General features: G+C 54.5%; 29 protein-coding genes and 2 tRNA genes. 15 read left to right on the top strand and 16 right to left on the bottom strand.

All coding sequences use genetic code 11. The features are described 5' to 3' along the window. The first annotated feature begins 57 nt into the window (after positions 1 to 57). From TW80_RS02430 to TW80_RS02410, 5 genes are all read left to right on the top strand, one after another. Positions 58 to 132 (top strand) — tRNA-Glu (locus TW80_RS02430). Between the two features lie 38 nt (positions 133 to 170). Then, positions 171 to 245: transfer RNA gene (locus TW80_RS02425), tRNA-Glu, on the top strand. 109 nt (positions 246 to 354) lie between these two features. Next, positions 355 to 783, top strand: coding sequence for a VOC family protein (locus TW80_RS02420; protein ID WP_045995770.1), 429 nt, complete (start codon positions 355 to 357; stop codon positions 781 to 783). Then, positions 750 to 1,481, top strand: a complete 732-nt coding sequence (locus TW80_RS02415) for a DUF1194 domain-containing protein (RefSeq protein WP_204218462.1) — start codon at positions 750 to 752, stop codon at positions 1,479 to 1,481. The genes TW80_RS02420 and TW80_RS02415 overlap by 34 nt, the downstream gene beginning before the upstream one ends. After that, on the top strand, positions 1,478 to 2,152 hold the full coding sequence (locus tag TW80_RS02410; protein ID WP_045995769.1) for a DUF1194 domain-containing protein: 675 nt from the start codon (positions 1,478 to 1,480) through the stop codon (positions 2,150 to 2,152). The genes TW80_RS02415 and TW80_RS02410 overlap by 4 nt, the downstream gene beginning before the upstream one ends. A gap of 76 nt (positions 2,153 to 2,228) precedes the next feature. On the opposite strand, the gene TW80_RS02405 is transcribed toward TW80_RS02410, so the two are convergent. The 4 genes from TW80_RS02405 to TW80_RS02390 form a co-directional block, all read right to left on the bottom strand. After that, on the bottom strand, positions 2,229 to 2,750 hold the full coding sequence (locus TW80_RS02405; protein WP_084625703.1) for a MarR family winged helix-turn-helix transcriptional regulator: 522 nt from the start codon (positions 2,748 to 2,750) through the stop codon (positions 2,229 to 2,231). Positions 2,751 to 2,860: 110 nt separating this feature from the next. After that, positions 2,861 to 3,526: a leucine-rich repeat domain-containing protein gene (locus TW80_RS02400; protein WP_045995767.1), complete on the bottom strand. Its 666-nt coding sequence runs from the start codon at positions 3,524 to 3,526 to the stop codon at positions 2,861 to 2,863. A 109-nt stretch (positions 3,527 to 3,635) separates the two neighbouring features. After that, entirely contained in the window at positions 3,636 to 3,908 is a 273-nt protein-coding gene (locus TW80_RS02395; protein WP_045995766.1) for a succinate dehydrogenase assembly factor 2, read from the bottom strand. Continuing rightward, positions 3,905 to 4,300, bottom strand: coding sequence for a helix-turn-helix domain-containing protein (locus TW80_RS02390; protein WP_045995765.1), 396 nt, complete (start codon positions 4,298 to 4,300; stop codon positions 3,905 to 3,907). Before TW80_RS02390 ends, TW80_RS02395 begins: the two co-directional genes overlap by 4 nt. 82 nt (positions 4,301 to 4,382) lie before the next feature. Between TW80_RS02390 and TW80_RS02385 the strand changes: the two genes are divergently transcribed. After that, positions 4,383 to 5,585, top strand: a complete 1,203-nt coding sequence (locus TW80_RS02385) for a pyridoxal phosphate-dependent aminotransferase (RefSeq protein ID WP_045995764.1) — start codon at positions 4,383 to 4,385, stop codon at positions 5,583 to 5,585. Continuing rightward, a complete protein-coding gene (locus tag TW80_RS02380) occupies positions 5,582 to 5,989 on the top strand; it encodes a hypothetical protein (protein ID WP_045995763.1) in 408 nt (135 codons plus the stop codon). Before TW80_RS02385 ends, TW80_RS02380 begins: the two co-directional genes overlap by 4 nt. Before the next feature lie 11 nt (positions 5,990 to 6,000). On the opposite strand, the gene TW80_RS02375 is transcribed toward TW80_RS02380, so the two are convergent. From TW80_RS02375 to TW80_RS02360, 4 genes are all read right to left on the bottom strand, one after another. Beyond that, positions 6,001 to 6,948 (bottom strand): 2-hydroxyacid dehydrogenase, encoded by a 948-nt coding sequence (locus tag TW80_RS02375; RefSeq protein ID WP_045995762.1) that lies wholly within the window; start codon positions 6,946 to 6,948, stop codon positions 6,001 to 6,003. After that, positions 6,945 to 7,283 (bottom strand): tRNA-binding protein, encoded by a 339-nt coding sequence (locus tag TW80_RS02370; RefSeq protein ID WP_045995761.1) that lies wholly within the window; start codon positions 7,281 to 7,283, stop codon positions 6,945 to 6,947. The genes TW80_RS02375 and TW80_RS02370 overlap by 4 nt, the downstream gene beginning before the upstream one ends. After that, on the bottom strand, positions 7,276 to 8,091 hold the full coding sequence (gene proC / locus TW80_RS02365) for a pyrroline-5-carboxylate reductase (RefSeq protein ID WP_045995760.1): 816 nt from the start codon (positions 8,089 to 8,091) through the stop codon (positions 7,276 to 7,278). The genes TW80_RS02370 and proC overlap by 8 nt, the downstream gene beginning before the upstream one ends. 76 nt (positions 8,092 to 8,167) lie before the next feature. Beyond that, positions 8,168 to 8,671, bottom strand: coding sequence for a YbjN domain-containing protein (locus TW80_RS02360; RefSeq protein WP_045996953.1), 504 nt, complete (start codon positions 8,669 to 8,671; stop codon positions 8,168 to 8,170). Positions 8,672 to 8,905: 234 nt separating this feature from the next. Here TW80_RS02360 and TW80_RS02355 point away from each other — a divergent pair, with 234 nt between their 5' ends. Next, the gene (locus TW80_RS02355; protein ID WP_045995759.1) at positions 8,906 to 9,937 is read left to right on the top strand and encodes a M42 family metallopeptidase; all 1,032 of its coding nucleotides are present in this window, start codon (positions 8,906 to 8,908) and stop codon (positions 9,935 to 9,937) included. Between the two features lie 61 nt (positions 9,938 to 9,998). On the opposite strand, the gene TW80_RS17980 is transcribed toward TW80_RS02355, so the two are convergent. The 3 genes from TW80_RS17980 to TW80_RS02345 form a co-directional block, all read right to left on the bottom strand. Next, positions 9,999 to 10,301, bottom strand: a complete 303-nt coding sequence (locus TW80_RS17980) for a hypothetical protein (RefSeq protein ID WP_157033192.1) — start codon at positions 10,299 to 10,301, stop codon at positions 9,999 to 10,001. A gap of 92 nt (positions 10,302 to 10,393) precedes the next feature. Beyond that, positions 10,394 to 10,537: a hypothetical protein gene (locus TW80_RS17975; RefSeq protein ID WP_157033191.1), complete on the bottom strand. Its 144-nt coding sequence runs from the start codon at positions 10,535 to 10,537 to the stop codon at positions 10,394 to 10,396. A 149-nt stretch (positions 10,538 to 10,686) separates the two neighbouring features. After that, positions 10,687 to 10,926 (bottom strand): accessory factor UbiK family protein, encoded by a 240-nt coding sequence (locus tag TW80_RS02345; protein ID WP_045995757.1) that lies wholly within the window; start codon positions 10,924 to 10,926, stop codon positions 10,687 to 10,689. Between the two features lie 103 nt (positions 10,927 to 11,029). Here TW80_RS02345 and lgt point away from each other — a divergent pair, with 103 nt between their 5' ends. From lgt to TW80_RS02325, 5 genes are all read left to right on the top strand, one after another. Further along, on the top strand, positions 11,030 to 11,908 hold the full coding sequence (lgt, locus tag TW80_RS02340) for a prolipoprotein diacylglyceryl transferase (RefSeq protein WP_045995756.1): 879 nt from the start codon (positions 11,030 to 11,032) through the stop codon (positions 11,906 to 11,908). Then, positions 11,905 to 12,963 (top strand): class I SAM-dependent methyltransferase, encoded by a 1,059-nt coding sequence (locus tag TW80_RS02335; RefSeq protein ID WP_045995755.1) that lies wholly within the window; start codon positions 11,905 to 11,907, stop codon positions 12,961 to 12,963. The genes lgt and TW80_RS02335 overlap by 4 nt, the downstream gene beginning before the upstream one ends. After that, positions 12,960 to 13,715 (top strand): peptidoglycan editing factor PgeF, encoded by a 756-nt coding sequence (gene pgeF, locus TW80_RS02330; RefSeq protein WP_045995754.1) that lies wholly within the window; start codon positions 12,960 to 12,962, stop codon positions 13,713 to 13,715. The genes TW80_RS02335 and pgeF overlap by 4 nt, the downstream gene beginning before the upstream one ends. Before the next feature lie 104 nt (positions 13,716 to 13,819). Further along, positions 13,820 to 13,987, top strand: a complete 168-nt coding sequence (locus TW80_RS17970) for a hypothetical protein (RefSeq protein ID WP_157033190.1) — start codon at positions 13,820 to 13,822, stop codon at positions 13,985 to 13,987. Between the two features lie 88 nt (positions 13,988 to 14,075). Then, the gene (locus tag TW80_RS02325) at positions 14,076 to 14,837 is read left to right on the top strand and encodes a Hint domain-containing protein (protein WP_239450477.1); all 762 of its coding nucleotides are present in this window, start codon (positions 14,076 to 14,078) and stop codon (positions 14,835 to 14,837) included. Here TW80_RS02325 and TW80_RS02320 read toward each other — a convergent pair whose 3' ends face one another. The 5 genes from TW80_RS02320 to TW80_RS02305 all read right to left on the bottom strand — a co-directional run bounded on the left by TW80_RS02320 (position 14,838) and on the right by TW80_RS02305 (position 19,642). Then, positions 14,838 to 16,193: an MATE family efflux transporter gene (locus TW80_RS02320; protein WP_045995752.1), complete on the bottom strand. Its 1,356-nt coding sequence runs from the start codon at positions 16,191 to 16,193 to the stop codon at positions 14,838 to 14,840. An 82-nt stretch (positions 16,194 to 16,275) separates the two neighbouring features. Beyond that, entirely contained in the window at positions 16,276 to 17,889 is a 1,614-nt protein-coding gene (locus TW80_RS02315; RefSeq protein WP_045995751.1) for an SDR family oxidoreductase, read from the bottom strand. Then, on the bottom strand, positions 17,886 to 18,290 hold the full coding sequence (locus tag TW80_RS02310) for a thiol-disulfide oxidoreductase DCC family protein (RefSeq protein WP_045995750.1): 405 nt from the start codon (positions 18,288 to 18,290) through the stop codon (positions 17,886 to 17,888). The genes TW80_RS02315 and TW80_RS02310 overlap by 4 nt, the downstream gene beginning before the upstream one ends. 17 nt (positions 18,291 to 18,307) lie before the next feature. Further along, entirely contained in the window at positions 18,308 to 18,703 is a 396-nt protein-coding gene (locus TW80_RS17820) for a GFA family protein (protein ID WP_084625702.1), read from the bottom strand. 54 nt (positions 18,704 to 18,757) lie between these two features. After that, a complete protein-coding gene (locus tag TW80_RS02305) occupies positions 18,758 to 19,642 on the bottom strand; it encodes an NAD-dependent epimerase/dehydratase family protein (RefSeq protein ID WP_045995749.1) in 885 nt (294 codons plus the stop codon). A gap of 140 nt (positions 19,643 to 19,782) precedes the next feature. Between TW80_RS02305 and parE the strand changes: the two genes are divergently transcribed. Together parE and TW80_RS17555 are read left to right on the top strand one after the other, a co-directional pair. Beyond that, positions 19,783 to 21,741 carry a DNA topoisomerase IV subunit B gene (gene parE, locus TW80_RS02300; RefSeq protein WP_045996952.1) on the top strand — a complete coding sequence of 653 codons (1,959 nt, stop codon included), beginning with the start codon at positions 19,783 to 19,785 and terminating at the stop codon, positions 21,739 to 21,741. 14 nt (positions 21,742 to 21,755) lie between these two features. Next, complete coding sequence (locus TW80_RS17555; RefSeq protein WP_052700866.1) at positions 21,756 to 22,706, top strand: MrcB family domain-containing protein; 951 nt, start codon at positions 21,756 to 21,758, stop codon at positions 22,704 to 22,706. Positions 22,707 to 22,996 lie beyond the last annotated feature (290 nt).

Raw genomic sequence — 22,996 nt, 5'->3', positions numbered from 1 at the left:
TGAAAATATCTCTTGCGCCCTACCCCGGCTTTTCCTAAAAGCGCGTCACACCAGAGCGGTCCCTTCGTCTATCGGTTAGGACGCCAGGTTTTCAACCTGGAAAGAGGGGTTCGATTCCCCTAGGGACTGCCATGGTGATTATCACTGAACCAGTGATACATATCTCGTGCGGTCCCTTCGTCTATCGGTTAGGACGCCAGGTTTTCAACCTGGAAAGAGGGGTTCGATTCCCCTAGGGACTGCCATGATACCCCCCAAGCCAATTCAATATAGTTTGACATCGTCCATTTTGGCATTTGCCTTGGGCGTGCTGCGCACTAGGGTCATTTGAGACATCAGACAAAGGAACAACCAATGGCCCTCAGATATTTACACACGATGGTCCGCGTGAAGGACCTCGAGAAAACGATGGCGTTCTTTACCCTGCTTGGCCTGAAAGAAACGCGCCGGATTGATAACGAAGGCGGCCGCTTTTCATTGATTTTCATGGCACCCGAGGGTCAAGAGGAATGCCCGGTTGAGTTAACCTATAATTGGGATGGTGACGAAGGCCTGCCAGCGGATAGCCGTCACTTTGGTCACCTCGCCTATGCTGTTGATAATATTTATGAAACTTGCCAGCTCTTGATGGACAACGGGATCACGATCAATCGCCCACCGCGCGACGGGCACATGGCGTTTGTGCGTTCCCCTGACAATATTTCAATTGAACTTTTGCAGGCAGGCGAGAGCCTCGCACCGGCGGAACCATGGGCGAGCATGGAAAACACTGGTCACTGGTAAGGGCCACGCTGATCGCCGGGCTGTGTTGCGCGGCATTGCCCGCACAGGCCTGTCGATTGGCGTTGGTTCTTGCCATTGATGTGTCGTCCTCGGTTGATGAACGCGAGGACCGACTTCAGCGCAGCGGGTTAGCTGCTGCGCTTATCGCGCCCGATGTAGTTGACGCGTTTATGACAAACCCCGACCCGGTTGCAATTTTCATCTTTGAATGGAGCGGGCGGTATAATCAGCGCGATCTTGTCCCGTGGACACTAATTGAAACCCAAGACGACCTATTTACCACCGCTGAGACAATCATCAACAGCAGCCGCGCACATGATGATTTTCCGACCGCTATGGGCTATGCCTTGGGTCATGCTGCGATACAGTTGCGCGACGTTCCCAATTGCACACAGCACACGATTGATATCGCGGGGGATGGCGCCAACAACGAAGGCTTTGGCCCGGCTGCGGCATATCGCGCCTTTCCCTTTGATAACGTTACAGTTAATGGGCTTGTTATCCGATCCGATGATGCGCTCTCGGCCCCTGATCCTGTCGTGTTCTACCAACAACACGTGATCCGTGGTCCCGGCGCATTTATCGAGATCGCCGAAGATTTTGATGACTATGAGAATGCAATGCGACGCAAACTCATCCGCGAAGTGACGCCTCCAATTGTGGGGCAACTGCCAAGTGACCAAGGATCACGTGGATGATCCGTGCTGCAACGCTCCTGATTTGCCTACCAGCATTTGCAGACGCCGCATGTCGGCAGGCTCTTGCTCTGGGATTGGATGTATCTGGTTCTGTGGACACACATGAGTACAGGCTGCAACTCGAAGGCCTCGCAACGGCGCTGCAAAGCGATCGGGTGCAAGAGGTTCTATTTCTACAGGCCGCCGCACCTATTCGTATTTCTGTCTACGAATGGAGCGGCCCGCAGGATCAGCACCTCATTCTTCCGTGGACAACGCTACAATCAGTAAAGGATTTGCAACGCGCCGTGGGTCAACTCTGGGTGCATCAACGCAACGTCGCCGCGCCGACAACGGCGATTGGTTCGGCATTGCTCACCGGGTTCGCCCTGCTTGATCAACAGCCCGATTGTTGGAAACGAACCTTGGATATTTCTGGTGATGGTCGCGCGAATACGGGTCCACGCCCCCAAGATATTTCTTCCACACGTCTACCAGACGGGGTGACCGTGAATGGGCTGGTTATTGACGGGTCGCCAACGGCTGAACTGGCCAATTATTACGAATCTTATGTTATTCGTGGTTCAGGCGCATTTGTTGAAACGGCACAAAATTTCGAAGAATACGCAAAGGCGATGGAACGCAAACTGCTACGCGAGTTGGAAAGCATCGCAACGGGCGCATTGGAATAGATACGGGCCGACGCGACTACGTCGACCCAAGGGAAACCTAGTAAATCACTAACCAACAATGCTGCAGGAGAACGCATCAATAGATGTAGCGGATCTGTTCGGTCCAATAGCGTTCAACCCTACGCAATGACGTTGTGATATCCTCAATCCCTTCATGATCGAGCACCCCACGGGCAACTAATCCTTCGGCGTGGGTGGCAAAGAGTTTGGCAACAATCATCCGAACCTCTCGCCCTTTCTCTGACAGGCGGACACGGACGGATCGGCGATCAACCTCGCTGCGTTGATGATGCATATAGCCCAGATCGACGAGCTTCTTAAGGTTATACGAGACATTCGATCCCTGATAATAACCACGCGTTTTTAGCTCTCCGGCGGTCACTTCGTTATCACCAACGTTGAAAAGCAAGAGCGCTTGAACTGCGTTAATTTCCAGAATCCCGACACGTTCGAATTCGTCCTTAATCACATCAAGCAGCAGCCTATGTAGCCGCTCGACCAAGGTCAGGGTATCCAAATAGCTCGCCATAAAGCTCGCGCTACTTGCCGCCGAAAGGCGCGTGGGCTCTGGCCCGTCAATACCGGTGTGAATACTCATCTCAATACTCCGTCTTCAGCTTGTCATCACAGCTAAAGCGAAATCAAAAACATTCAGTTAAATGATAAAATTGAAATGAAGTTTCCATGTGTGACGATCAAATGCGATGATTACTGCCCTAGGTGTTTTTCGGACAAGCGCCGCATCTTGACTTGCCACAGATAGCGCGGGCCCGGAACATAGCCCGTCTCAAAGGCACGCCCATTAAACACCTCTGGGACGGATTGCAGCAGACTTTGATAATGCTCTCGCGAACCATCAAGCGCATATGCCTGATACAAATTGAGCCAGTTCAACTGGGCAATCTCACCAACAGGTGCCAATGTGTCAATTTGCGTATCCCCGATATCGAGCCGCTCAAGTGATGGTAGTTGCGCAAGCGGCGACAGGTCGGACACCCATGATCCGCCCATGTCCACCGATTTCAGTTTTGCGAGACCAGCAAGTGGTGTGAGGTCCACAACGAACGTATCGCGCATCACCAGATCCTCAAGCTGAGTATGCCGAGACAGATCTGTTAGATCTGCAATACGTGTGCCATTGATATTCAAACGCTGGAGGTTTTCGACCTCATTAAGGTTGCCAGGTAGATCGGCGAGCTGCGGAAACTCTCTTAGGTCAATGGAGGTCGTGCCACGGCCGATTTCCTGCGCGACATGTGCCTCGGCCTGATCATATGCGGCATCGGATTGCTTGGTCAGCTCGCGTTGCTTTACCAGCACAAACCCAGCGCCGCCCAAGAGCAGAATTATGAAAAACAAAAATAGCCGTTTCATGCGAAACCCCGATATGAATGCATGCGCTGCATCATAAGGGAATTTACAGTCATGACATCCCGCACATAAAAAACGGCGAGATATGTTGTATTTTGCGCAACGCGGTCGCTCAGGTCGGTCGGGTAATCCCGTGCGCACCTGCGGTGATCTCTGCAATCAACGCGGTGTATTTCTCGGGCGCTACGATCTGCCCGCCAATCCACGCATAGATATCATGGTCGTTTTCTGCCAATAGATCGTCATAAAGCGCAAGCTCTGCATCAGCCATATGATCAAGGTGGGCATCAGCATAGGCAGAAAGGATCAAGTCCATTTCTTTGATCCCGCGCCGCATAGAGCGCATGCGCATCCGTTTCACCATTGCTTCGCGTGTCTCGGTCATTGCTGTTCCTTAATTGCAGTGCGCAGGCGCTTTTCCAGCTGCCCCAGTTTTTTACCCGACTGGGTGATCTGAGACCGCAAAAGCCGCATTTCCGAGAGAAGATCAAGTAAGTCTGAAGAAATTTTCGAGCCCTCTTCGGGGGCTTCGGGGCCCTCGCCCTCACCAGTGAGCAACCAGCTTAGTGAAACACCTAAAATGCCAGAGAGCATCTGAAGGCGGTTTGCGCGTGGCTCTTTGGTATCATTTTCCCACCCTTCGATCACCGAAGGTTTCACGCCCAATCGCCCGGCCAAGGATTTTTGCGTCAATCCGGCTGCTTCGCGTGCGCCAGCGAGGCGATCCCCAAATGTCGCGGCGTCTTCTCCAAACCAGTCGTCCTGCGTTTCGGGCATCTTAGATATCCTTGTTGCTTGCCTTTGTGGATTACCCCATCCTATGACAGGCATAGCCGTAATTTACCACCGGATGATAGAAATGACTTTCCTTTCAGCGACTCTCGACCGTGTTAAGCCGTCACCCACCATTGCCGTGACCACCAAAGCGGCAGAGCTAAAGGCCGCTGGGCGTGATGTAATTGGCTTGGGCGCCGGCGAACCCGATTTTGACACCCCCCAAAACATCAAGGATGCGGCGATTGCAGCGATCAACGCAGGCAAAACAAAATATACGGCCGTTGATGGGGTGCCAGAGCTCAAGCAAGCGATCTGCGCAAAGTTCAAACGCGACAACGACCTCGAGTACACACCAGCCAAAGTAACCGTGGGCACAGGTGGCAAACAGGTGCTGTACAATGCCTTCATGGCGACACTGAATCCCGGCGATGAGGTAATCATCCCCGCCCCCTATTGGGTTAGCTACCCCGATATGGTGCTGCTGGCGGGTGGCGAACCGGTGCCTGTTGCAGCCTCGCTCGAGACGAATTTCAAGATTACTGCCGCACAGCTTGAGGCGGCAATCACCCCCAAGACCAAATGGTTCTTGTTCAACTCACCATCGAACCCCACTGGTGCTGGCTATTCATGGGACGAACTTAAGGCGCTGACCGATGTGCTCATGCGTCACCCGCACGTGTGGGTCATGACCGACGATATGTATGAACATCTGGCCTATGACGACTTCAAATTCTGCACCCCGGCCCAAGTGGAACCCGGACTTTACGACCGTACATTGACAATCAATGGCGTTTCCAAAGCCTATGCAATGACCGGATGGCGTATTGGTTATGCCGCCGGACCCGAGGCATTGATCAAAGCAATCCGTAAGGTGCAGTCGCAGTCTACTTCGAACCCCTGTTCGGTCAGCCAATATGCAGCGATTGAGGCATTGAACGGCACGCAAGATTTCCTTGCTCCGAATAACGAAATGTTTGTGCGCCGCCGTGATCTGGTGGTCGACATGCTCAACGCCGCCGAAGGGATTGTCTGCCCCAAACCAGAAGGGGCGTTCTACGTCTATCCTTCTATCGCGGGCTGCATCGGCAAAACTTCTGCTGGGGGCACGTTGATCGAAAATGACGAAGTCTTTGCGACGGCATTGCTTGAAGAAACTGGTGTCGCGGTGGTCTTTGGGGCGGCCTTTGGCTTGTCGCCAAATTTCCGCGTCAGTTACGCCACATCTGACGAAACTCTCAAAGAGGCCTGCACGCGTATTCAAAACTTCTGCAAAGGTCTGTCATGAACGATCTACCTCGCCACTATTTTCGAGTGCGCGAAAACGGCGCTGCGGTTTTTCGGCTCGACACTGAAAACCGTCAGCGACGGATCGAGATGGAGCAAATCGCCGTGATCAACACCAATCGCGGCGACTACAAAGCGCAAAGCGGCTATACGTTGCTCGACGATGATATCGCAGCGATCGAAGAATGGCTGGCGGAACGCGCGACGCTGAACGCGCAACGCAATATCGACGATATCCACCGCGCGATTGACCAAATGAACATCACCACCCACTGGGTACAATCCAAGGCGACCGACGAGCAACTCGAGGAAATCACCGACCGTTTCTTGTTGGCGATGCACGACCTGCGCAGCGTTCTTGTCCGTAAGAAAGCCGACCGGATGAACAAGCCGGCTGACGACTAGATCACGTCAACTTAGACCGCTTGTGGCAATGGCTTTCCAGCCGCCCAAGCAATGATATTATCGAGCGCCATTTGCCCCATGGCTTCGCGCACCTCAAGCGCCGCCGTTCCAAGATGCGGCAGCAGAACTACATTTTCCATCTCGCGGAATGCATCAGGAACAATGGGTTCTTTGGCAAAGACATCCAAGCCCGCACCAGCAATCTGACCGGCCTGTAGCGACCTAATCAATGCATCCTCATCAACCACATCGCCCCGGGCGATATTGACGAATATTCCACGTGGTTTCATTGCGCCAAGGGCCTGTGCATCAATCAGATGCGTGTTGCTACCGCCACCCGGCACAGTCACCACTACGATGTCGGACTGAGCCATCAACTCAGCGAGCGTATCCACTTGCGTCGCCGGAAGATCGACATCTTTGCGCGAGCGGTTGAAATAAAGCACGGGCATCTCAAACCCGTAATGGCAGCGACGCGCGACAGCTTGACCAATGCGCCCCATCCCGACGATACCAACTGTTTTGCCCGTGACGTGCGTGCCCAACATCTCGGTCGGGCCCCAGCCGGTCCACTGATCCGCCCGCACAAGGCGTTCGCCCTCACCTGCGCGGCGACAGGTCGCGAGGATCAGTGTCATCCCAATATCTGCCGTAGCGTCAGTGACAACATTGGGCGTATTCGACACGGCGACACCAGCAGCCCGGGCTGCATCGGCGTCGATATGGTTATAGCCAACCCCAAAGTTTGCCAGCACGCCGCACCGCAAATCGCCGGTAAATGCGTCGGCGCTGAATTGATCGCCAAGCGTCGTCAGGATGGCATCATAGTCCCGTAATGCCGCATTTGCCTCTGCCACGGTTAAGCCAACTGTCTGATCGCGCAAGGTGACATCAAATTGCGCACGCGCAGCATCAATGGTCGCCTGCGGAAATGCACGCGTAAGTAGTAGTTTTTTCAATGTAACCGTCCCCCCAACGGCACGTCTTGATCAGGACCGACCAAGACAACTTCGCCATTCTTATCCGGCATCCCCAACACCAACACCTCGGACATGAATTTACCGATTTGCCGTGGTGGAAAGTTCACGACTGCGAGCACTTGCTTGCTGATCAACGCCTGCGGATCGTAATGCGCTGTAATCTGCGCTGATGTCTTTTTCTCGCCGATCTCTTCGCCGAAATCGATCCAAAGCTTGATCGCAGGTTTGCGTGCCTCTGGATATGGCTCTGCGCGCAGGACGGTCCCGACGCGCACATCGACCTTGAGAAAGTCGTCAAATGTGATCTCACTCATTCGCCAACTCGCGCGAGCGTGCAGCGGCCGCCGCGACAGTCCGTTTCATCAAATCAGCTAGCCCACCATCCTCGGCCATCAGCACCTCAAGCGCCGATTGCGTCGTGCCATTGGGTGACGTAACATTCACACGCAACTGTGCCGGATCGTCGTCAGAATTTTCGGCCAGATCACCTGCCCCGCCGACAGTTGCCTTGGCGAGCTCCATCGCAAGTTCCGCTGGCAAACCTTCAGATTCTCCAGCAGCGGCAAGGGTTTCGATCAAATGAAATACATAGGCCGGACCAGATCCAGACACGGCTGTGACGGCATCCATCTGTTCTTCATTGTCGAGGCGCACAGTTTGGCCGATCGACCACAGCAGCGCCTCTGCCAGCTCCATATCCTCGGACTTGATCACCCCATTCCCGATGAGAGCAGTAATACCATGACCAATCGCAGCAGGAGTATTCGGCATCGCACGGATGATCGGCGTGCTCGACCCGAGCATATCTTCAAAGGTACGAATCGGCGTACCTGCCGCAACAGAAATCACCAATGTGGTGCCACCGCCCATAGATTTCACGTTGGGCAGAACCTCAGCCATGACCTGCGGCTTGACGGCAACCAATGCAATCGCCGGATCATCTGGCAAATCGCCGCCAATATTGACGCCCTGTGCCTTTAACCAATCAGAGGGATGTGGCTCGACCACCCATACAGATTTTGCCGGCAGGCCGTTGCGCAACCACCCAGCAAGCATGGCGGAACCCATCTTGCCACAGCCCAAAAGAACTAGACCACGCTTAGCGACGTCATTCATGTCCATAATACGCACCTTCTCGCTATAGTGGTGCAAGGTTACGCAAAGTTAGGCGGGCTTTAAACCCACCTTAAGCTTAAATTTACGCGCGCCCGTATGCGCCACCAATGGCAATTTGCACGGCTTCTGCCGCAGTTTTATCTGCCCAAGTCACCAATTGGACCGCTGGATAGTATTGTTCGCAGGCTGTCACAGCGGCGCGGATCATCGTATCGACCTGATCAGAGCCTGCGACCTGCTCCCCCGCGAGCATCAGCCCATAGCGATACACCATCAGCTTTTGCTCTTCCCACCAGGTAAACGACCCAGCCCAGCAGCGATCATTGATCGTGTTGAGAACTTCAAAGATAGCGGGCAGACGATCTTTGGGTGGTTCCATTTCATATGTGCAGATCAGCCGCAGCGTCTCGTCATATGCTGACCACGCTAGGGTGATCGAATAGCTGCGCCACTGACCTTCGACGACCATGGCGATCTGGTCGTCATGGATGCGGTCAAATTCCCATTCATGGTGCTCTGCGAGTTGCTCCACCAGATCAATTGGGTGTAGTTCCTCAGCCTCGAGGTAATGCTCGGACAATGCCATTTGCTCGGCCTCGCTAACTTGGCGCATGGGTCATGGCAGTGCCCAAGCGCTAGGTGCCTGCTCTAGGGGCGGTGTTGTTCACGTTTAACCCCTACCACATATCGTGCGGCCATTCAGGGGATTCTGTAAAGCAATTTCTTGGGGATAAGTCAGACGCACGGAAAATTTACTGGGGATAATTGTATTTCCGCGCCGCAGAAATCACACTGAGGTCAAAATACAGGAGCCCTCACAATGAATACCGACCTACTCAAGCGCCTTTGCGAGACCCCCGGCGTGCCCGGCAACGAAGAAAGGGTCCGTGACCTGATCACAAGCGAAATCGACGGGCTGTTCGACGAGATTTCCGTCGATCCAATGGGGTCGCTGCTGTGTAAGCGCGCGGCATCTGGCCCAGATCCGCTGAAAATTATGCTTCTTTGCCACATGGATGAGATCGGCTTTCTGGTCAGTCACATTACAGAAAGCGGCTTTGTGCATGTACAGCCCGTTGGGGGTTTCGATCCGCGTAACCTGTTCTCGCGCCGCGTTCTGGTCTGCACCGATAACGGTGACTTCAAAGGGGTAATGAACCCCGGCGGCAAGCCGATTCACATATCTTCCCCCGAAGACCGCAAGAAAGTTCCCGAGGTTACCGAATTCTTTGTTGATCTGGGGCTAGGCGAGAAAACCCGCGACGTTGTGAAGGTCGGGGATTTTGTCGTCATGGATGAACCTTTCCTCGAAATGGGCGACAAATTTGTCTCAAAGGCATTGGATAACCGTATTGCATGCTGGCTCGGCATCGAAGCCATCCGCCTGCTGGGCGACAAGGGGCGCGGTGCCGAAATTCACGTCGCCTTTACCTGCCAAGAAGAAGTCGGCCTGCGCGGCGCGCGTACTGCGTCATATGCAATCAAACCCGATATTGGCTTGGGCATCGATGTCACACTCGCTTGTGACACCCCCGGCATCCCAGAAAAAGACGCGACAACGCAACAAGGCAAGGGTTTTGGGCTACACGTGCGCGATAGCTCTTTCATCGCTGACAAAAAATTGGTTGGCGAGATCGAAGCATTAGCAATCAAGAATAACATCCCCTACCAACGCACGATGCTCGCCGCAGGTGGTCAAGACGGCGCAGCAGCACAACAAGCCGCCGCAGGTGCACGTGCTGTCGGCATCACCGTTGGCACCCGCTACATCCATACAGTGACGGAAATGATCGAGAAATCAGACCTCGAAGCCGCGCGTGATATTCTCGTGGCGTACCTGAGCGAGTTCTAATCGGTTTGAAGTCGCACTAAGATTTGGCGCGCGTTATGCGGGCCAAATCAACCACGGCGAATTAAGCGAAGGCGATTCCAACCAACGGCAACCAGCCCTTGAGGATCGCAGATTTTCCCACCACTAGTGTAAGCGCAGTGAATGCTGCAGGGCGCACATAAAAGGCCACAACCAGCCATACGCCCAAGAACAACATGATCCAGTAGTAGACATTATCAACCAACGCACCATATCCCAATGGGGTGAGCAGCATTGTCACGGTCGGAGATGGAACTACAGATAGCCCGCCAAGTCCGACAATACCTATGGAAAATAGGATAAGCCCGGCCAATAGCGATACAGTCTGTAATAGATAACGTGACAAATAGCTCACCACAAAGATAGGATACGAGGAGGAACTCCACTCTACCTATAGTATAATTAGCTTTTCATCAACTATGAAATATTCAGCCGTGATTACGCCTTAACGGATTTAGCGGCAGAAACAGGTGAACGACCGCCATCAAAGCGTCGAATCGCATTTACAGCAGGCTTTTCCGCACGTGGCGCGCCGTAGAATACGACGGTCATCAGAAGTGTGATCAGTACAAAGTCAAGCATGGAACCTCTCCTCAAGGTTGCGATGCCATATGAATACATGACCCCATAATTTCACGATAGGGGGAAAATGCCCGGAAAAGTTGCAACGTTGGGTCACAACTTTTCACGCAAGGGTGCATCCGTTCGCTGAACGCACTTAGAAATCTAAATTATTTCGCCTCAAGCGCCGCTATTCTTGCGGCCAGCGCTTCGTTCTCTTCGCGCGCCTTTTGCGCCATCGCGCGTACCGCGTCGAATTCTTCACGGGTGACAAAGTCGCGATCTGCCAACCAACGATCCATCATTGACGACATTGCGGTCGCAGCCTCGTCTTTTGCACCTTGGGCAACGCCCATCGCATTGGTCATCAACTGGCTCAGGTCGTCAAAGATCTTGTTCTTGGATTGCATGTTATTCTCCATTCGCGGCTATGCCCTATATGGGGTTAGATGCCTCATGGCACAAGTATTCTAACAGGTTGACTTCACCTCGACGCCAAGAGAGGAATAGCCCATGATTGCTGCACTCCCCTTTCCCGATATTTCACCTGAAATCTTCTCTTTCTCTCTATTCGGGGCGGAAATCGCATTGCGCTGGTACGCAATGGGCTATGTCGTCGGGATCGCGATTGGCTGGCAGCTGATTAAACTGGCGCTACGCCGCCCACAGATTTGGCGCGATGGACCGCCGATTCAGGAAAGCCAGCTCGAAGACTTGCTGACCTATATTGTGATTGGCGTGATCGCAGGGGGGCGGATTGGATATGTGCTCGCTTATAATCTGTCGGGCTTTTTGGCGAACCCAATTGATATCATCAAAATTTGGCAAGGCGGGCTGTCATTTCATGGCGGTTTCATCGGGGTTGTGGTCGCCGTTGCGCTGTTTAGCCACCGCAAAGGGGTCAGCCTACCTGCACTCTCTGACATCATCGCAGTTTCAGCCACCCCTGCTATTCTCCTTGTCCGCTGTGCGAACTTCATCAACGCCGAACTCTGGGGGCGCCCTACTGATTTGCCTTGGGGGGTCGTATTTCCGGGGGCAGCGGCCCAATCATGTGCAACCGCACCCCAAGAATGCGCGCGCCATCCCTCTCAGCTTTACGAAGCTGGGCTAGAAGGGTTGCTGTTAGGTGCGGTGCTCCTGATCCTTGCCTTTCGGTTCAATGCTCTAAAACGCTCTTGGCTCCTGACTGGCGTATTCTTTGTCGGTTATGGCTGCGCACGGTTCTTGGTCGAATTTTTGCGCCAACCCGATGCCCAATTCCAAAGCGCAGGAAACGCGCTTGGGTTAGCCCTACATTATAATGGCTATGGGCTGACCATGGGACAATTGCTCAGCCTGCCAATGATCATCGTTGGTGGCATCGTGGTCATTGCGGCGCTCCGCCGATGAACCCGCTTGCCACAGAACTTCGTCAGCGGATCGATCGTTCTGGCCCGCTGAGCATCAGCGAATTTATGGCGGAATGTCTGCTGCATCCAAAATATGGCTACTATGCCACCCGTGATCCGCTAGGCGCGTCTGGTGATTTTGTCACTGCCCCAGAAATCAGCCAAATGTTTGGCGAACTCATCGGGCTATCGCTCGCGCAAAGCTGGCTTGATCAAGGTGCGCCCAGTCCGATCACCTTAGCGGAACTCGGTCCCGGACGGGGCACCTTGATGGCTGATATCTTGCGTGCAACCCGTGCAGTTCCCGGATTTCATGCAGCGCTTGGCGTGCATTTTATCGAGGCCTCGCCTGTCCTTCGCGCAGCACAAAAACAAGCAGTGCCAGACGCTAAGTGGCATGACGATATCAGCACCCTGCCCGATCAGCCGCTCTGGTTGATCGCGAACGAATTTTTCGACGCGCTCCCTATTCGGCAATTCATCCGCGACGGCGACGGCTGGCGCGAGAAAGTTGTCGGGGTGAAAGACACGCATTTGACCTTTGGCCAGTCAGCCGCGGCACCGCTGGCAGCCCTTGAACATCGTATCAAAGATACGCGCGACCGTGATCTGGTCGAATACTGCCCTGCCCTGCCCGGGATCATTGGCCATATCGGCAAAACCATCCACGCGCACGGAGGTGCCGCGCTGATCATTGACTATGGTGATTGGCAGTCTTTGGGCGATACGCTTCAGGCAATTGCGGCTCATGAAAAGGTCGATCCGCTAAATGACCCCGGCAACGCGGACCTGACCGCGCATGTTGATTTCGCTGAAATCGCACGCCACGCGACCCCAGCCAAGTTCAGCCGATTGACCCCCCAAGGGGTCTTTCTAGAGCGTCTGGGCATCACACAGCGGGCGCAAAAATTGGCACAAAAACTGCAGGGACCAGCGCTGGATCGGCACATACAAGCACATCGACGCTTGACCCACCCTACGCAGATGGGCGACCTTTTTAAGGTCATCAGTATCTACCCGGCCAATGCAACACCGCCCCCTGGATTGGAAATATGACCCTCGATATTATCACCAGCCCGACGCTGATCGGCATCAAACACGGCTTTTTCACGCGGCGTGGCGGCGCGTCGTCAGGTGTGTTCGCGGGGCTGAATTGCGGCTATGGCAGTTCCGATCAGCACGAAATCGTCAGCATCAATCGGGCAAGGGTCGCAGAATCGATGGGCGTTGCGCCAGACCACTTGGTCGGTGTGCATCAGATCCATTCGGCAGATACCGTTGTCATCGACAGCTCCCCCGCCCAGGCGCATAAGGCAGATGCGCTCGTCACGGCGACACCGGGCATAGCACTGTCGATTCTCACTGCTGACTGCCAACCTGTTCTATTCGCCGACCCCGACGCCGGTGTAATCGGCGCCGCACATGCCGGGTGGAAAGGCGCGCTCAACGGTATTCTGGAAACGACGATTGAGAATATGAAATCCTTGGGGGCTAGGATCGATAATATTCACGCGGTGATTGGCCCGTGCATCAGCCAACATGCATATGAGGTCGGCCCAGATTTTCGAGAAACCTTCATCAATCATGACCCCAAGTTTGATCGCTTTTTCGTTAACGGTCAGGAAGATAGGTTCCACTTTGACTTGCCAACATTCGGCCTGACCAAACTACGCGAGGCAGGTGTAACGAAAGCGGCTTGGACACAAAATTGCACGTATAGCGATCCCGATAGATTTTACAGCTATCGCAGAACGGTACACCAAAAAGAAGCCGACTACGGTCGCTTGATCGCTGCAATCAGCCTGTAGCTCCAGGGTAATTCTCCTTCAATACGCCAAAATAATGCCCGAATTCGCGATAATGCTGCCTCTATCGGGCCCAAGCGGGTCCCCACCGATCAGGAGGGAAGACGATGAAGCAGCGCTGGCAGGCCGCGGTTCATACCGCAATTCGTAAGTACACGATTGTAATGCCTTGGCAGCGCGGCAAGCCGCGGCAGGCAATGATTGCCCGCCGTACTGCTGAGGCAATTGAATTTGGCAAAGATTCGCCAACAAAAAACGGAGCTTTTGACTTTTGAAATGTGTTCGCGTTTGATCGCAGCGCTAAAATAATCAACCAAATCGGCATGTTAGGCCGGATCACGAACCAATATCGGATCGCATTGAATGAATACACCCCCAAACACAGGGGCAAACGCCACAGTAGACACAAGAACCGGAACGCCCTTACGCCGCTCCGCCTCGGCACCGATGCGTAAGTATGAAGTCAGCTATTTGCGTTCAAATGGCGACATTGGCGAATTATCACGTATGGCCCCGGCGCTTCCGACGTTTGAAAATGCCTTTGGCGTATTAGGACGTGGCGCAATGGTCGCGACTGAAAACGGGCCAATGACTGTCGAAGACTTGCTCCCCGGGGATCGTATCAAGCTGGCAACCGGCGAATTCGAAACATTGCTATGGCGTGGCAGCATCCTCATTCATCCGGACCAAGATGGTCATCACAGCGAATACAATCGTTTGACACGGATCACGGCTGATGCGCTTGGGCCGGCACGCCCCTCGCCCGATTTGATCCTCGGGCCGACGGCCAATTTGCTTCATCGTGCAACTGGGGTGCGTACCCTCACCGGTAAGCGTGCCGCGTTTATTCCCGTCAGAGACTTTATTGATGGTAGTCAATTTATCGAATTGCGTCCCGCAATGCCAGTAAACGTCTATCAGCTGGGGTTCGCGCGCCAAGAAAGCCTCTTGGTGAATGGTATCGAAATCGAAAGCTTACACCCCGGTACTTTCTTTGGGCTGGGCCTGCGCGGCGAATTATTGGCGCAATATCTGACTTTATTCCCGCACAAAATCGACTTGGACGACTTTGGCGAAATGCGCCATCCGCGGCTGCGTTTGCGTGATTTGGAACTGCTTGAATAACTAGCTGCCAAAGCGCGGAACGCGCGCCCAAAAACGCCACATCAACAAAACGGCCGCGACCGACAGGCCGATCACAAGGCCGAACCACAGCCCCTCGGCGCCGAAATCAAAAACAAATGCCAAGATGTAGCTGCTCGGCAAACCGATGATCCAATAGCTGACTGCCGCGATAATCATGGGCACCGCAGTATCTTGGACACCCCGGAGCAAGCCCAATGCCATGACTTGCGCAGCATCGACCATTTGAAAGACGGCAGCCAAAAACAACAGCTGCGTACCAATCGCAAGCAGTGTCACCTTTTCAGGCTCGTTCGGGTCAATGAACAATGACACCAGTGTTTCAGGTAGCAAGATAAAGGTAGCCGAAGCCAAAATCGCAAAAAACGCCGACATGCCAATCGCGGTCAGCCCGCCGCGCCGCAACGAATCTGTGTCTTTGCGCCCAACGGCCCGACCGGCACGAACTGTCGCAGCCTGACTAAAGCCGATGTGCACCATAAAGGTAAGACTGGCCAATTGGATCGCAATCCCGTGGGCAGCCAATTCAAGTGGCCCAATCCACCCCATCATGATGGCGCTCGCGCTGAATAACCCACCTTCGGCCAAAGAGGTCAGCCCAATAGGCCAACCGAGGCGGAATACACGGATCAGGATTTCTCGGTCGCTGCGCCAGAAATTCTTGAACAGCTGATACTGCGGTAACACACGCAGGGTATAACCGATCAAGATCAGCACAGATACGATCGTCACCGTCAAAGACGCAATCGCCGCCCCTTGGATGCCTAGCTCTGGCGCGCCCCAATTCCCGAAAATCAGTGCGTAGTTCACAAACCCGTTGAGCACCGCCGTTCCAACCGTCGCCCAGAGCAACACCGCCGTATGTTCAAGCGCCGCCAAGAACGATTTCAGCGCCATCACTAACAATGCCGGGATCATCTGCCATATCGTAATCTGGAGGTAGAGATGCGCCAAATGCGCGACATCCGCGTCTTGACCAATGGCGAGCAAAATCTCTTCGGCCCAAAAGAAAGGCACAGTGACCAAGAACCCGTAAAAGATAGACAGCCACAAAGACATGCGCGTTACACGACGCACTTGGGTGTCGTCGTTTTCCTCGGCAGCAGCCGCAACCAGAGGTGTCACGGCCTGTCCAAAACCTGCACCGACGATAAACACCACGAATAGCATTGTGGTCGCAATTGTCGAGGCCGCCAGCGCCGTGACATCATACCAGCCCAGCATAATCGTATCCGTCATGTGAATTGCAAATTGCGCAACATGGCTAAGGATAAGAGGCGTACCCAAACGAAAAATGGCACGTGTATGTGCAGCGTATGATTGTGTGGTGATTTCCATGAGAAAAGGCTTAGGTTGGAAATGAGGAGCCGTCCAGAGCCGAATAACGCCCCCGTGTCGGGGAGGTGGATCAAGATCCACCCTACGGTTTTTCGCGCGTCAGCCACCCTTGGTAATGCACAATCAAGGCCCCCGTGAAGGGCGCGTAAAGCGCCACGTCAAAGTGAAACTTGCCGCTGTCCTCGAATTCACGCGCAACGCTGCGTGGCAAAGCGAATTTCGGCAGTGGGATCGGACCACAGCGTCCACGCGTCACAGGAAAGACAAGCTGGCCGTGATCGACATGCAATCCAATATCGAAAGTCAGAGGTCCAAAGCGTTCGGTCATATGCCCATTTTGAACACGCAGATGTGATACGAATTGGTCGCCAGCGAAATCTCGCTCCCATCGCTCTTGGCCATTTTCCGGGGTGATCGTCACACTTACGGGCATGTCGTCATGTGCAGGTGGAAACCCGAGGATCTTGGCCAAGAGGCGCGCAAACATAGACGTTCCACGCTTGACCTTTGCTCGTCCAGCCCAACGCCTGATCCCATATGTGCTGTGCAACGCGCGCACTTGCGGTGCAAGCTGATCAAACTGCGAACCAAGATGCTGTGGGAATATCGGGATCTGCTCATGCGTCACAATTTCGGTCGTAACTGCCAAGTCCGCCATGGCCGCTTCCAGTGCATCCAATGGGACCTCTGCAATCGCCGGACGCGCACCCGGTTCAATTTGCGCCATATCGCGTGCGATTGTCCGTGCGGCGACGGCTGGGATGAATGGACCGTCACCTTCTTTCGCGACCAACCGCCAATTGCGCAATTGCCAATCCCGCCCGCTCCGCACAGACACTGCGACCGACATGCCCCCCACATCCGTGCCAAACGGATAAAGCATCTTGGACACCTTCAGCGCGATACCAACCAGCGCATTTGGCACCCGAAACGGCCATTTACCGCGCAACCATGACAGCACCGCCAGCGACCAATTCATGATCCCCAGCTCGAGCCCGGCCCGAAACTGAACAGAACGTGCGCCAAAAGCGTCGGCAAAGAGCCGATGATCTGGCACCTCAATCACCCATCCACGACGGCGAATCCCCTGCCCAAGGTCAAACATTTCAGGCCGCGACCAGCTCCGGATTGGGGTCGATGTTCCGTCCGTCACGACATCGAATGTCTCGCCGCATTGGTTCAAAATGCTCGATACGACAGAGCGTCCGCGCGGCGCGCGATTGCCCGGCAGGATTGCTGTGCTGATCGTGTCGATTTCATCGGTATCTTGGCTAAGTGCGGCGACGACCGCCGACGAAATCGCTGGCACACTGGACGCTCCAGACAATGCAAATACACCTGCGGCCCTAGCCTGCCGGTCAAGCGTCGTAATCCCCGCGCAAAATGACGGATCGTCACAAAGATCGAGGTAATTCACACCCTGTCCAACACAGGCCTTCGCAAAGGCATAGGGGTCATCGCCATAGGCGTGAAACGGCCCCGCGGCATCAACAATCAGATCAGGATTCAACGCCCACAACGCCATCAAGTCTCCGGTACGATCAACGGCCACATGTCCGGCGCCGTACTGAGCAGCGAGTGCTTCTGCCTTCTCAGCAGAACGCCCGGCGACGATAACCTCGTGCTTGTCACGGGTGAGCAATTCAACCAGCTTGGCCCCGAACACGCCGTAGCCACCAAGGACGATAATTCTCACGACAGTAACCTCGCGCGGAACTTCGGGTCGAGCAAGGCACACATATCCCCGCGCCCAAAGATTGCATAGCGATTGCGGGCCACGCGGGCATACAGCCAATTGCGGATGGGACGCGGAATCACCCGCAACGCCACGAACAATCGGCCCCACCCGCCAGAGCGCTGCCCAACCCGGATCAACGCATCAAAATCGCGCCAAACCGTCCCGTTTTCAATAAATAACCAAGTATCGGGATCCAACGGATCAAGCCCATTGTCACGCATCAGCCCCGCCCCGGTATCAGATTGGATCCGTGCGATCTTAATCTCGCCCGACTTATCAAGCCGATGGATCATACGCGCGCCCCAACTGCATAAGGCGCAGGTAGCGTCCATGACGGCGACTGGCTCAGAGGTTTTCATGCTTAACAACCAACACGCTAATTCCAAATCTGCATGTCATGCGCAGTCAATTCGATCCAATCGGGCTTACGATTGTCATAAACGGACACTTGCGGCATCGGCAAATCGCCGGGTGCAAAGGCTCCCACGGGAATAGCTATGCCATCTGTCTGATCATTTTCGTACCAAACAGTCACACCGCAGTTCGGACAAAAATGGTAAGTTATCACGCTACCCTCGTCGCCTGTACGAACAAAACTGCGGCTTTCTCCGCTCAGACGAATGGCATCAGCCGCAAACCGGGCATTCCAAGAAAACGCACTCCCGGTCCGGGTCCGACAGTCATTACAGTGACATATAGCGACACGTAACGGTTCACCTGTCGCAACAGCATTCAAACTACCACAGGCGCATGAAGCCGTACGTTGTCTCATTTCACTTGCCCCCTTGAAGTCGTAGTCGTTGGGATTTGCCTACATCGAAGGTTCCTAGCCCAACACATCCCGCCAGGAATGCTTGGGCGCGAACCCGACCATCTGCTTGGCCTTGTCATTGGCGTAAAACGTCTCGTCCGGGCGCATCTTTCGTTTGACTGGCACGCCTTCATAAAACTGCGCGATGACTTCGTCGGATGTGATCCCAACTGACATGTCGTCGTTGGCGACGTTGAACACCTCATACCCCAGTCCGTCGGTTTTTAGGCAGCAATCCACCATATGCCCCAGATCACGCGCGTCGATGTAGGCAAAGATGTTACGGCGGCGCAGCGCGGGGTTTTCCATAAAGGCTGGGAAGTTCGTCGCGTATTCATGAGGCTCGATCACGTTGTTGATCCGTAGCCCATAGATGTCGATGCCTGAACGGGCCTGAAACGACTTGGCCGTCATCTCGTTACACACCTTGGACATGGCATAGCTGTCGTGCGGCACGGTGGGGTGATCTTCGTCAATAGGCACGTATTCGGGTCTCACCTCACCATCAGCGAAACAAACGGCATAGGTGGTTTCGGAACTTGCGAAAATGACCTTGGGGATACCCAGCTTCACGGCCGCTTCGATCACATTGTATGTGGTGATGGTATTCTGGCGAAAGCATTCGCCATCTGTGCCAATCATGACACGCGGTACAGCCGCAAAATGCACGACGGCATCGTACTTCGGCACGCCGGTCCCAGCGTCTAGTTCATGAAAATCCGTGAATTGCGACATGGCACCAATGACTTGCCCTGCATCGGTCAGATCGACCAGCAATTCGGACACATCAAGACCCGAAGGTTTCATGTCCACGTTGACGACCGTATGGCCCTGCCCTTGCAGATACTGGATCGCGTGTTTGCCGGCCTTGCCGCTACCGCCTGTAAAAAAGATACGCATGTTCTCTCTCCCTCAGGGCGACCCTAACCTGCCTACCAGCAAGAGCAATGGCAGATTCGGCACCAATCCACGCCCTTTGCCAATTGCCCCAACCGCGACGGCCTGCCATATTGGCACAAACCAAAGAATATGAGCAGACCATGGCCGACGATCTCTTGTCCGGGGCAGCACCCGAAGATTACAACGCTTCTTCTATCGAAGTTCTCGAAGATATGGAGCACGTGCGCCTGCGCCCGGGCATGTATATCGGGGGTAAGGACGAACGCGCGCTGCACCACATGGTCGCCGAAATCATCGACAACTCCATGGACGAAGCGGTCGCTGGACACGCCACATGGATTGAGGTCGAGCTGCACGAAAACGGTCACGTCACTGTGCGCGACAATGGGCGCGGTATCCCAACCGACCCACACCCCAAGAATCCCGAAAAATCGGCGCTCGAAATCATTTTCTGTACGCTCAACGCGGGCGGTAAATTCTCGGGCGATAGCTACCAAACCTCGGGCGGTCTGCATGGGGTTGGCTCTTCGGTCGTGAACGCGCTGTCTGATTATCTCAAGGTCGAGGTCGCGCGGAACAAAGAACTGTTCATGATGGAATTCTCACGCGGGGTTCCTCAGGCTCCGCTCGCCAAAGTTGGCGGCGCACCAAATCGGCGCGGCACTGCGGTGACATTCCACCCAGACGCAGAGATTTTTGGCAAGCTGACGCTCAAACCCAAGACCCTGTTCAAGATGGCGCGGTCCAAGGCTTACCTGTTCTCAGGGGTCGAAATTCGCTGGAAAACGGGCATCAACGATGGCGACACCCCGCTTGAGGCGACGTTCAAATTCCCCGGCGGTTTGGCCGACTACCTGACTGAAACACTCTCCGGAGCGACAACGTATTCCGACAAACCTTTTGCGGGCACCGTGTCGTTCCAAGACAAATTCAACGTCCCCGGCAAGGTCGAATGGGCCATCAACTGGACGCCAGCACGCGACGGTTTCATCCAATCCTACTGTAACACCGTTCCGACCCCCGAAGGCGGTACCCACGAGGCCGGTTTCTGGTCAGCGATCCTCAAAGGGATCAAAGCCTACGGCGAACTGGTCGGCAATAAAAAGGCGGGGACAATCACGCGCGAAGACCTGACCACGGGTGCCGGTGCGCTTGTGTCCTGCTTTATCCGCGAACCGGAATTCGTCGGGCAGACAAAAGACCGCCTAGCCACCACAGACGCCCAGCGAATGGTCGACGCCGCCGTGCGCGACCACTTTGACAACTGGCTCGCCGCAGATACCAAATCCGCAGGTGCGATCCTTGATTTCCTTGTCCTGCGCGCCGAGGAACGTCTTCGCCGCAAAAAAGAAAAAGAAACGTCGCGCAAATCCGCGACGAAGAAACTGCGCCTTCCCGGTAAACTGACCGATTGCACGTCGAAGTCGCGCGAAGGGACAGAGCTTTTCATCGTCGAGGGTGACTCTGCGGGTGGCTCGGGCAAAGGCGCGCGCAACCGCGAGACCCAGGCGCTCTTGCCACTCAAGGGCAAAATCCTCAACGTACTCGGGGCCGCTTCAAACAAACTGTCCTCGAACCAGGAAATCAACGACCTCTGCGAGGCCTTGGGCGTTGGCATGGGCACGAAGTTCAACGTCGATGATCTACGCTATGACAAGATCATCATCATGACCGATGCGGACGTCGACGGGGCGCATATCGCGTCACTGCTGATGACCTTCTTCTTTACGCAAATGCGGCCGCTGATCGACCAAGGACACCTCTATCTGGCCTGCCCACCGCTCTACAGGCTGACCCAAGGCGCGCGACGCGTCTATGTGGCCGACGACGCCGAAAAAGACGCGATGATGGCCAAGGGCCTTGGCGGCAAAGGCAAGATCGACGTGCAGCGGTTTAAGGGTCTGGGCGAGATGGACGCAAAAGACCTCAAAGAAACCACGATGGACCCCGCCACCCGCAAACTCATCCGCGTCACCGTCCACGACGACGAACCCGGCGATACAGCCGATCTGGTCGAGCGCCTGATGGGTAAAAAACCAGAACTGCGGTTCCAGTATATTCAAGAAAACGCGCAGTTCGTGGAGGAGTTGGATGTCTAGGGTGAGTAACTAGATTGCTACACCAGCAGCTTTCTCGACTCGCCCTAGAATACGCATCAGAACGAACAAAAGCTTTTGCTGGTAGCGAGTTCGGAAGCTTCGTTCGGCATGACATAGGGCTTACAGCTAAGAAACAGCTAGTATTTCTGCCATATGACCTGAAGGTAAAAGCAAGTGTTGGAGCAGGAAATTGGGCGTCAGTTCCATGGCTAGGCTTTTTTGATCCGTTGATCACGGAGAGCGCTACCAAAGGTTTTTATGTGGTCTATCTTATAAATGCCCAGACAAGAGAAATTTTCCTATCACTAAATCAAGGCACAACAGCCGCTTATCAGAGCTTTGGTGAAAACCGCGGCAGGGAGCACCTCAAGCGCACCGCGCTAGAGATTTCAGAAAAAGTGCCAAAGTTTGCTCGCTATTTCGATACTTCGCCAATAGACTTGAGCTCGCAAGATTCACTCCCCAGCGGCTACATGGCAGGGCATGCATTTGGTCGCAGATATGATGCTCTAAGCATAGATGAGAAACAGTTCTATTCTGATTTTGAGAAAATGCTGGCAGCGTATGAAGCTCTAATTGATGCCGGAGGTACTACGCCTGCAGAAGTAATGATGGAGGAAGCGGGTACCAGCGATATCGAAGAAAGCAGAACTTACACTCTATTTCGACGGATAGAACGATCGCCCAACGTACGCGTTCCAGTCTTGCAAAAGCGAGGAGCTGTATGTGAAGGATGCGGTTTGAACCCGGCCAGAGACTACGACTATCAAGGCCCCTTAAAGCATACCCCCCTTGATGTTCATCATTCCAAGCCAATTGCCGGCATGGCGGAAGGCGAAACAAGGCGTTATAAAATACCTGACGACTTTCTCGTACTTTGTCCGACTTGCCACCGGGTCATTCATAAACAAGCAAACCCAGCAGACTTAGAAAGATTACGACGCACTGTGAAGTTCAAGCATTAGGTCACACAAGGGCATCGCTTGGACCTCGGGGTGGGTGCGAAGCGCCCTCCCCATGGGGGAGGTCCGGGCGCTGCCCGGCGATGCCGGGCGGGACTTGGATCAGGCCAGACCACTCCACCGCACGCGCCGTTAATCCGGCCAACGCCACACAGAGGTCCGACGCTTTGCCGACGCAAATCCGACGAGATGCCGACAACCCCAAACCCTTAAAACAAGGTCGTTAACCTATGTTTCGACCGCCCCGCCCCGTAGGGTGGGTTTCAACCCACCGCACGCTGGCAAAAGCAGCC

The organism is Loktanella sp. S4079 (genome assembly GCF_000967725.1).
Classification (GTDB): Bacteria; Pseudomonadota; Alphaproteobacteria; order Rhodobacterales; family Rhodobacteraceae; genus Yoonia.
This window is presented reverse-complemented; position numbering and strand designations above follow the sequence as displayed.

Coding starts and splice junctions, on each gene's coding strand:
- TW80_RS02420 (WP_045995770.1), top strand. CDS start 355: ATGGCCCTCAGATATTTACACACGATGGTCCGCGTGAAGGACCTCGAG.
- TW80_RS02415 (WP_204218462.1), top strand. CDS start 750: ATGGGCGAGCATGGAAAACACTGGTCACTGGTAAGGGCCACGCTGATC.
- TW80_RS02410 (WP_045995769.1), top strand. CDS start 1,478: ATGATCCGTGCTGCAACGCTCCTGATTTGCCTACCAGCATTTGCAGAC.
- TW80_RS02405 (WP_084625703.1), bottom strand. CDS start 2,750: ATGAGTATTCACACCGGTATTGACGGGCCAGAGCCCACGCGCCTTTCG.
- TW80_RS02400 (WP_045995767.1), bottom strand. CDS start 3,526: ATGAAACGGCTATTTTTGTTTTTCATAATTCTGCTCTTGGGCGGCGCT.
- TW80_RS02395 (WP_045995766.1), bottom strand. CDS start 3,908: ATGACCGAGACACGCGAAGCAATGGTGAAACGGATGCGCATGCGCTCT.
- TW80_RS02390 (WP_045995765.1), bottom strand. CDS start 4,300: ATGCCCGAAACGCAGGACGACTGGTTTGGAGAAGACGCCGCGACATTT.
- TW80_RS02385 (WP_045995764.1), top strand. CDS start 4,383: ATGACTTTCCTTTCAGCGACTCTCGACCGTGTTAAGCCGTCACCCACC.
- TW80_RS02380 (WP_045995763.1), top strand. CDS start 5,582: ATGAACGATCTACCTCGCCACTATTTTCGAGTGCGCGAAAACGGCGCT.
- TW80_RS02370 (WP_045995761.1), bottom strand. CDS start 7,283: ATGAGTGAGATCACATTTGACGACTTTCTCAAGGTCGATGTGCGCGTC.
- proC (WP_045995760.1), bottom strand. CDS start 8,091: ATGGACATGAATGACGTCGCTAAGCGTGGTCTAGTTCTTTTGGGCTGT.
- TW80_RS02360 (WP_045996953.1), bottom strand. CDS start 8,671: ATGGCATTGTCCGAGCATTACCTCGAGGCTGAGGAACTACACCCAATT.
- TW80_RS02355 (WP_045995759.1), top strand. CDS start 8,906: ATGAATACCGACCTACTCAAGCGCCTTTGCGAGACCCCCGGCGTGCCC.
- TW80_RS17975 (WP_157033191.1), bottom strand. CDS start 10,537: ATGCTTGACTTTGTACTGATCACACTTCTGATGACCGTCGTATTCTAC.
- TW80_RS02345 (WP_045995757.1), bottom strand. CDS start 10,926: ATGCAATCCAAGAACAAGATCTTTGACGACCTGAGCCAGTTGATGACC.
- lgt (WP_045995756.1), top strand. CDS start 11,030: ATGATTGCTGCACTCCCCTTTCCCGATATTTCACCTGAAATCTTCTCT.
- TW80_RS02335 (WP_045995755.1), top strand. CDS start 11,905: ATGAACCCGCTTGCCACAGAACTTCGTCAGCGGATCGATCGTTCTGGC.
- pgeF (WP_045995754.1), top strand. CDS start 12,960: ATGACCCTCGATATTATCACCAGCCCGACGCTGATCGGCATCAAACAC.
- TW80_RS17970 (WP_157033190.1), top strand. CDS start 13,820: ATGAAGCAGCGCTGGCAGGCCGCGGTTCATACCGCAATTCGTAAGTAC.
- TW80_RS02325 (WP_239450477.1), top strand. CDS start 14,076: ATGAATACACCCCCAAACACAGGGGCAAACGCCACAGTAGACACAAGA.
- TW80_RS02320 (WP_045995752.1), bottom strand. CDS start 16,193: ATGGAAATCACCACACAATCATACGCTGCACATACACGTGCCATTTTT.
- TW80_RS02310 (WP_045995750.1), bottom strand. CDS start 18,290: ATGAAAACCTCTGAGCCAGTCGCCGTCATGGACGCTACCTGCGCCTTA.
- TW80_RS17820 (WP_084625702.1), bottom strand. CDS start 18,703: ATGAGACAACGTACGGCTTCATGCGCCTGTGGTAGTTTGAATGCTGTT.
- TW80_RS02305 (WP_045995749.1), bottom strand. CDS start 19,642: ATGCGTATCTTTTTTACAGGCGGTAGCGGCAAGGCCGGCAAACACGCG.
- parE (WP_045996952.1), top strand. CDS start 19,783: ATGGCCGACGATCTCTTGTCCGGGGCAGCACCCGAAGATTACAACGCT.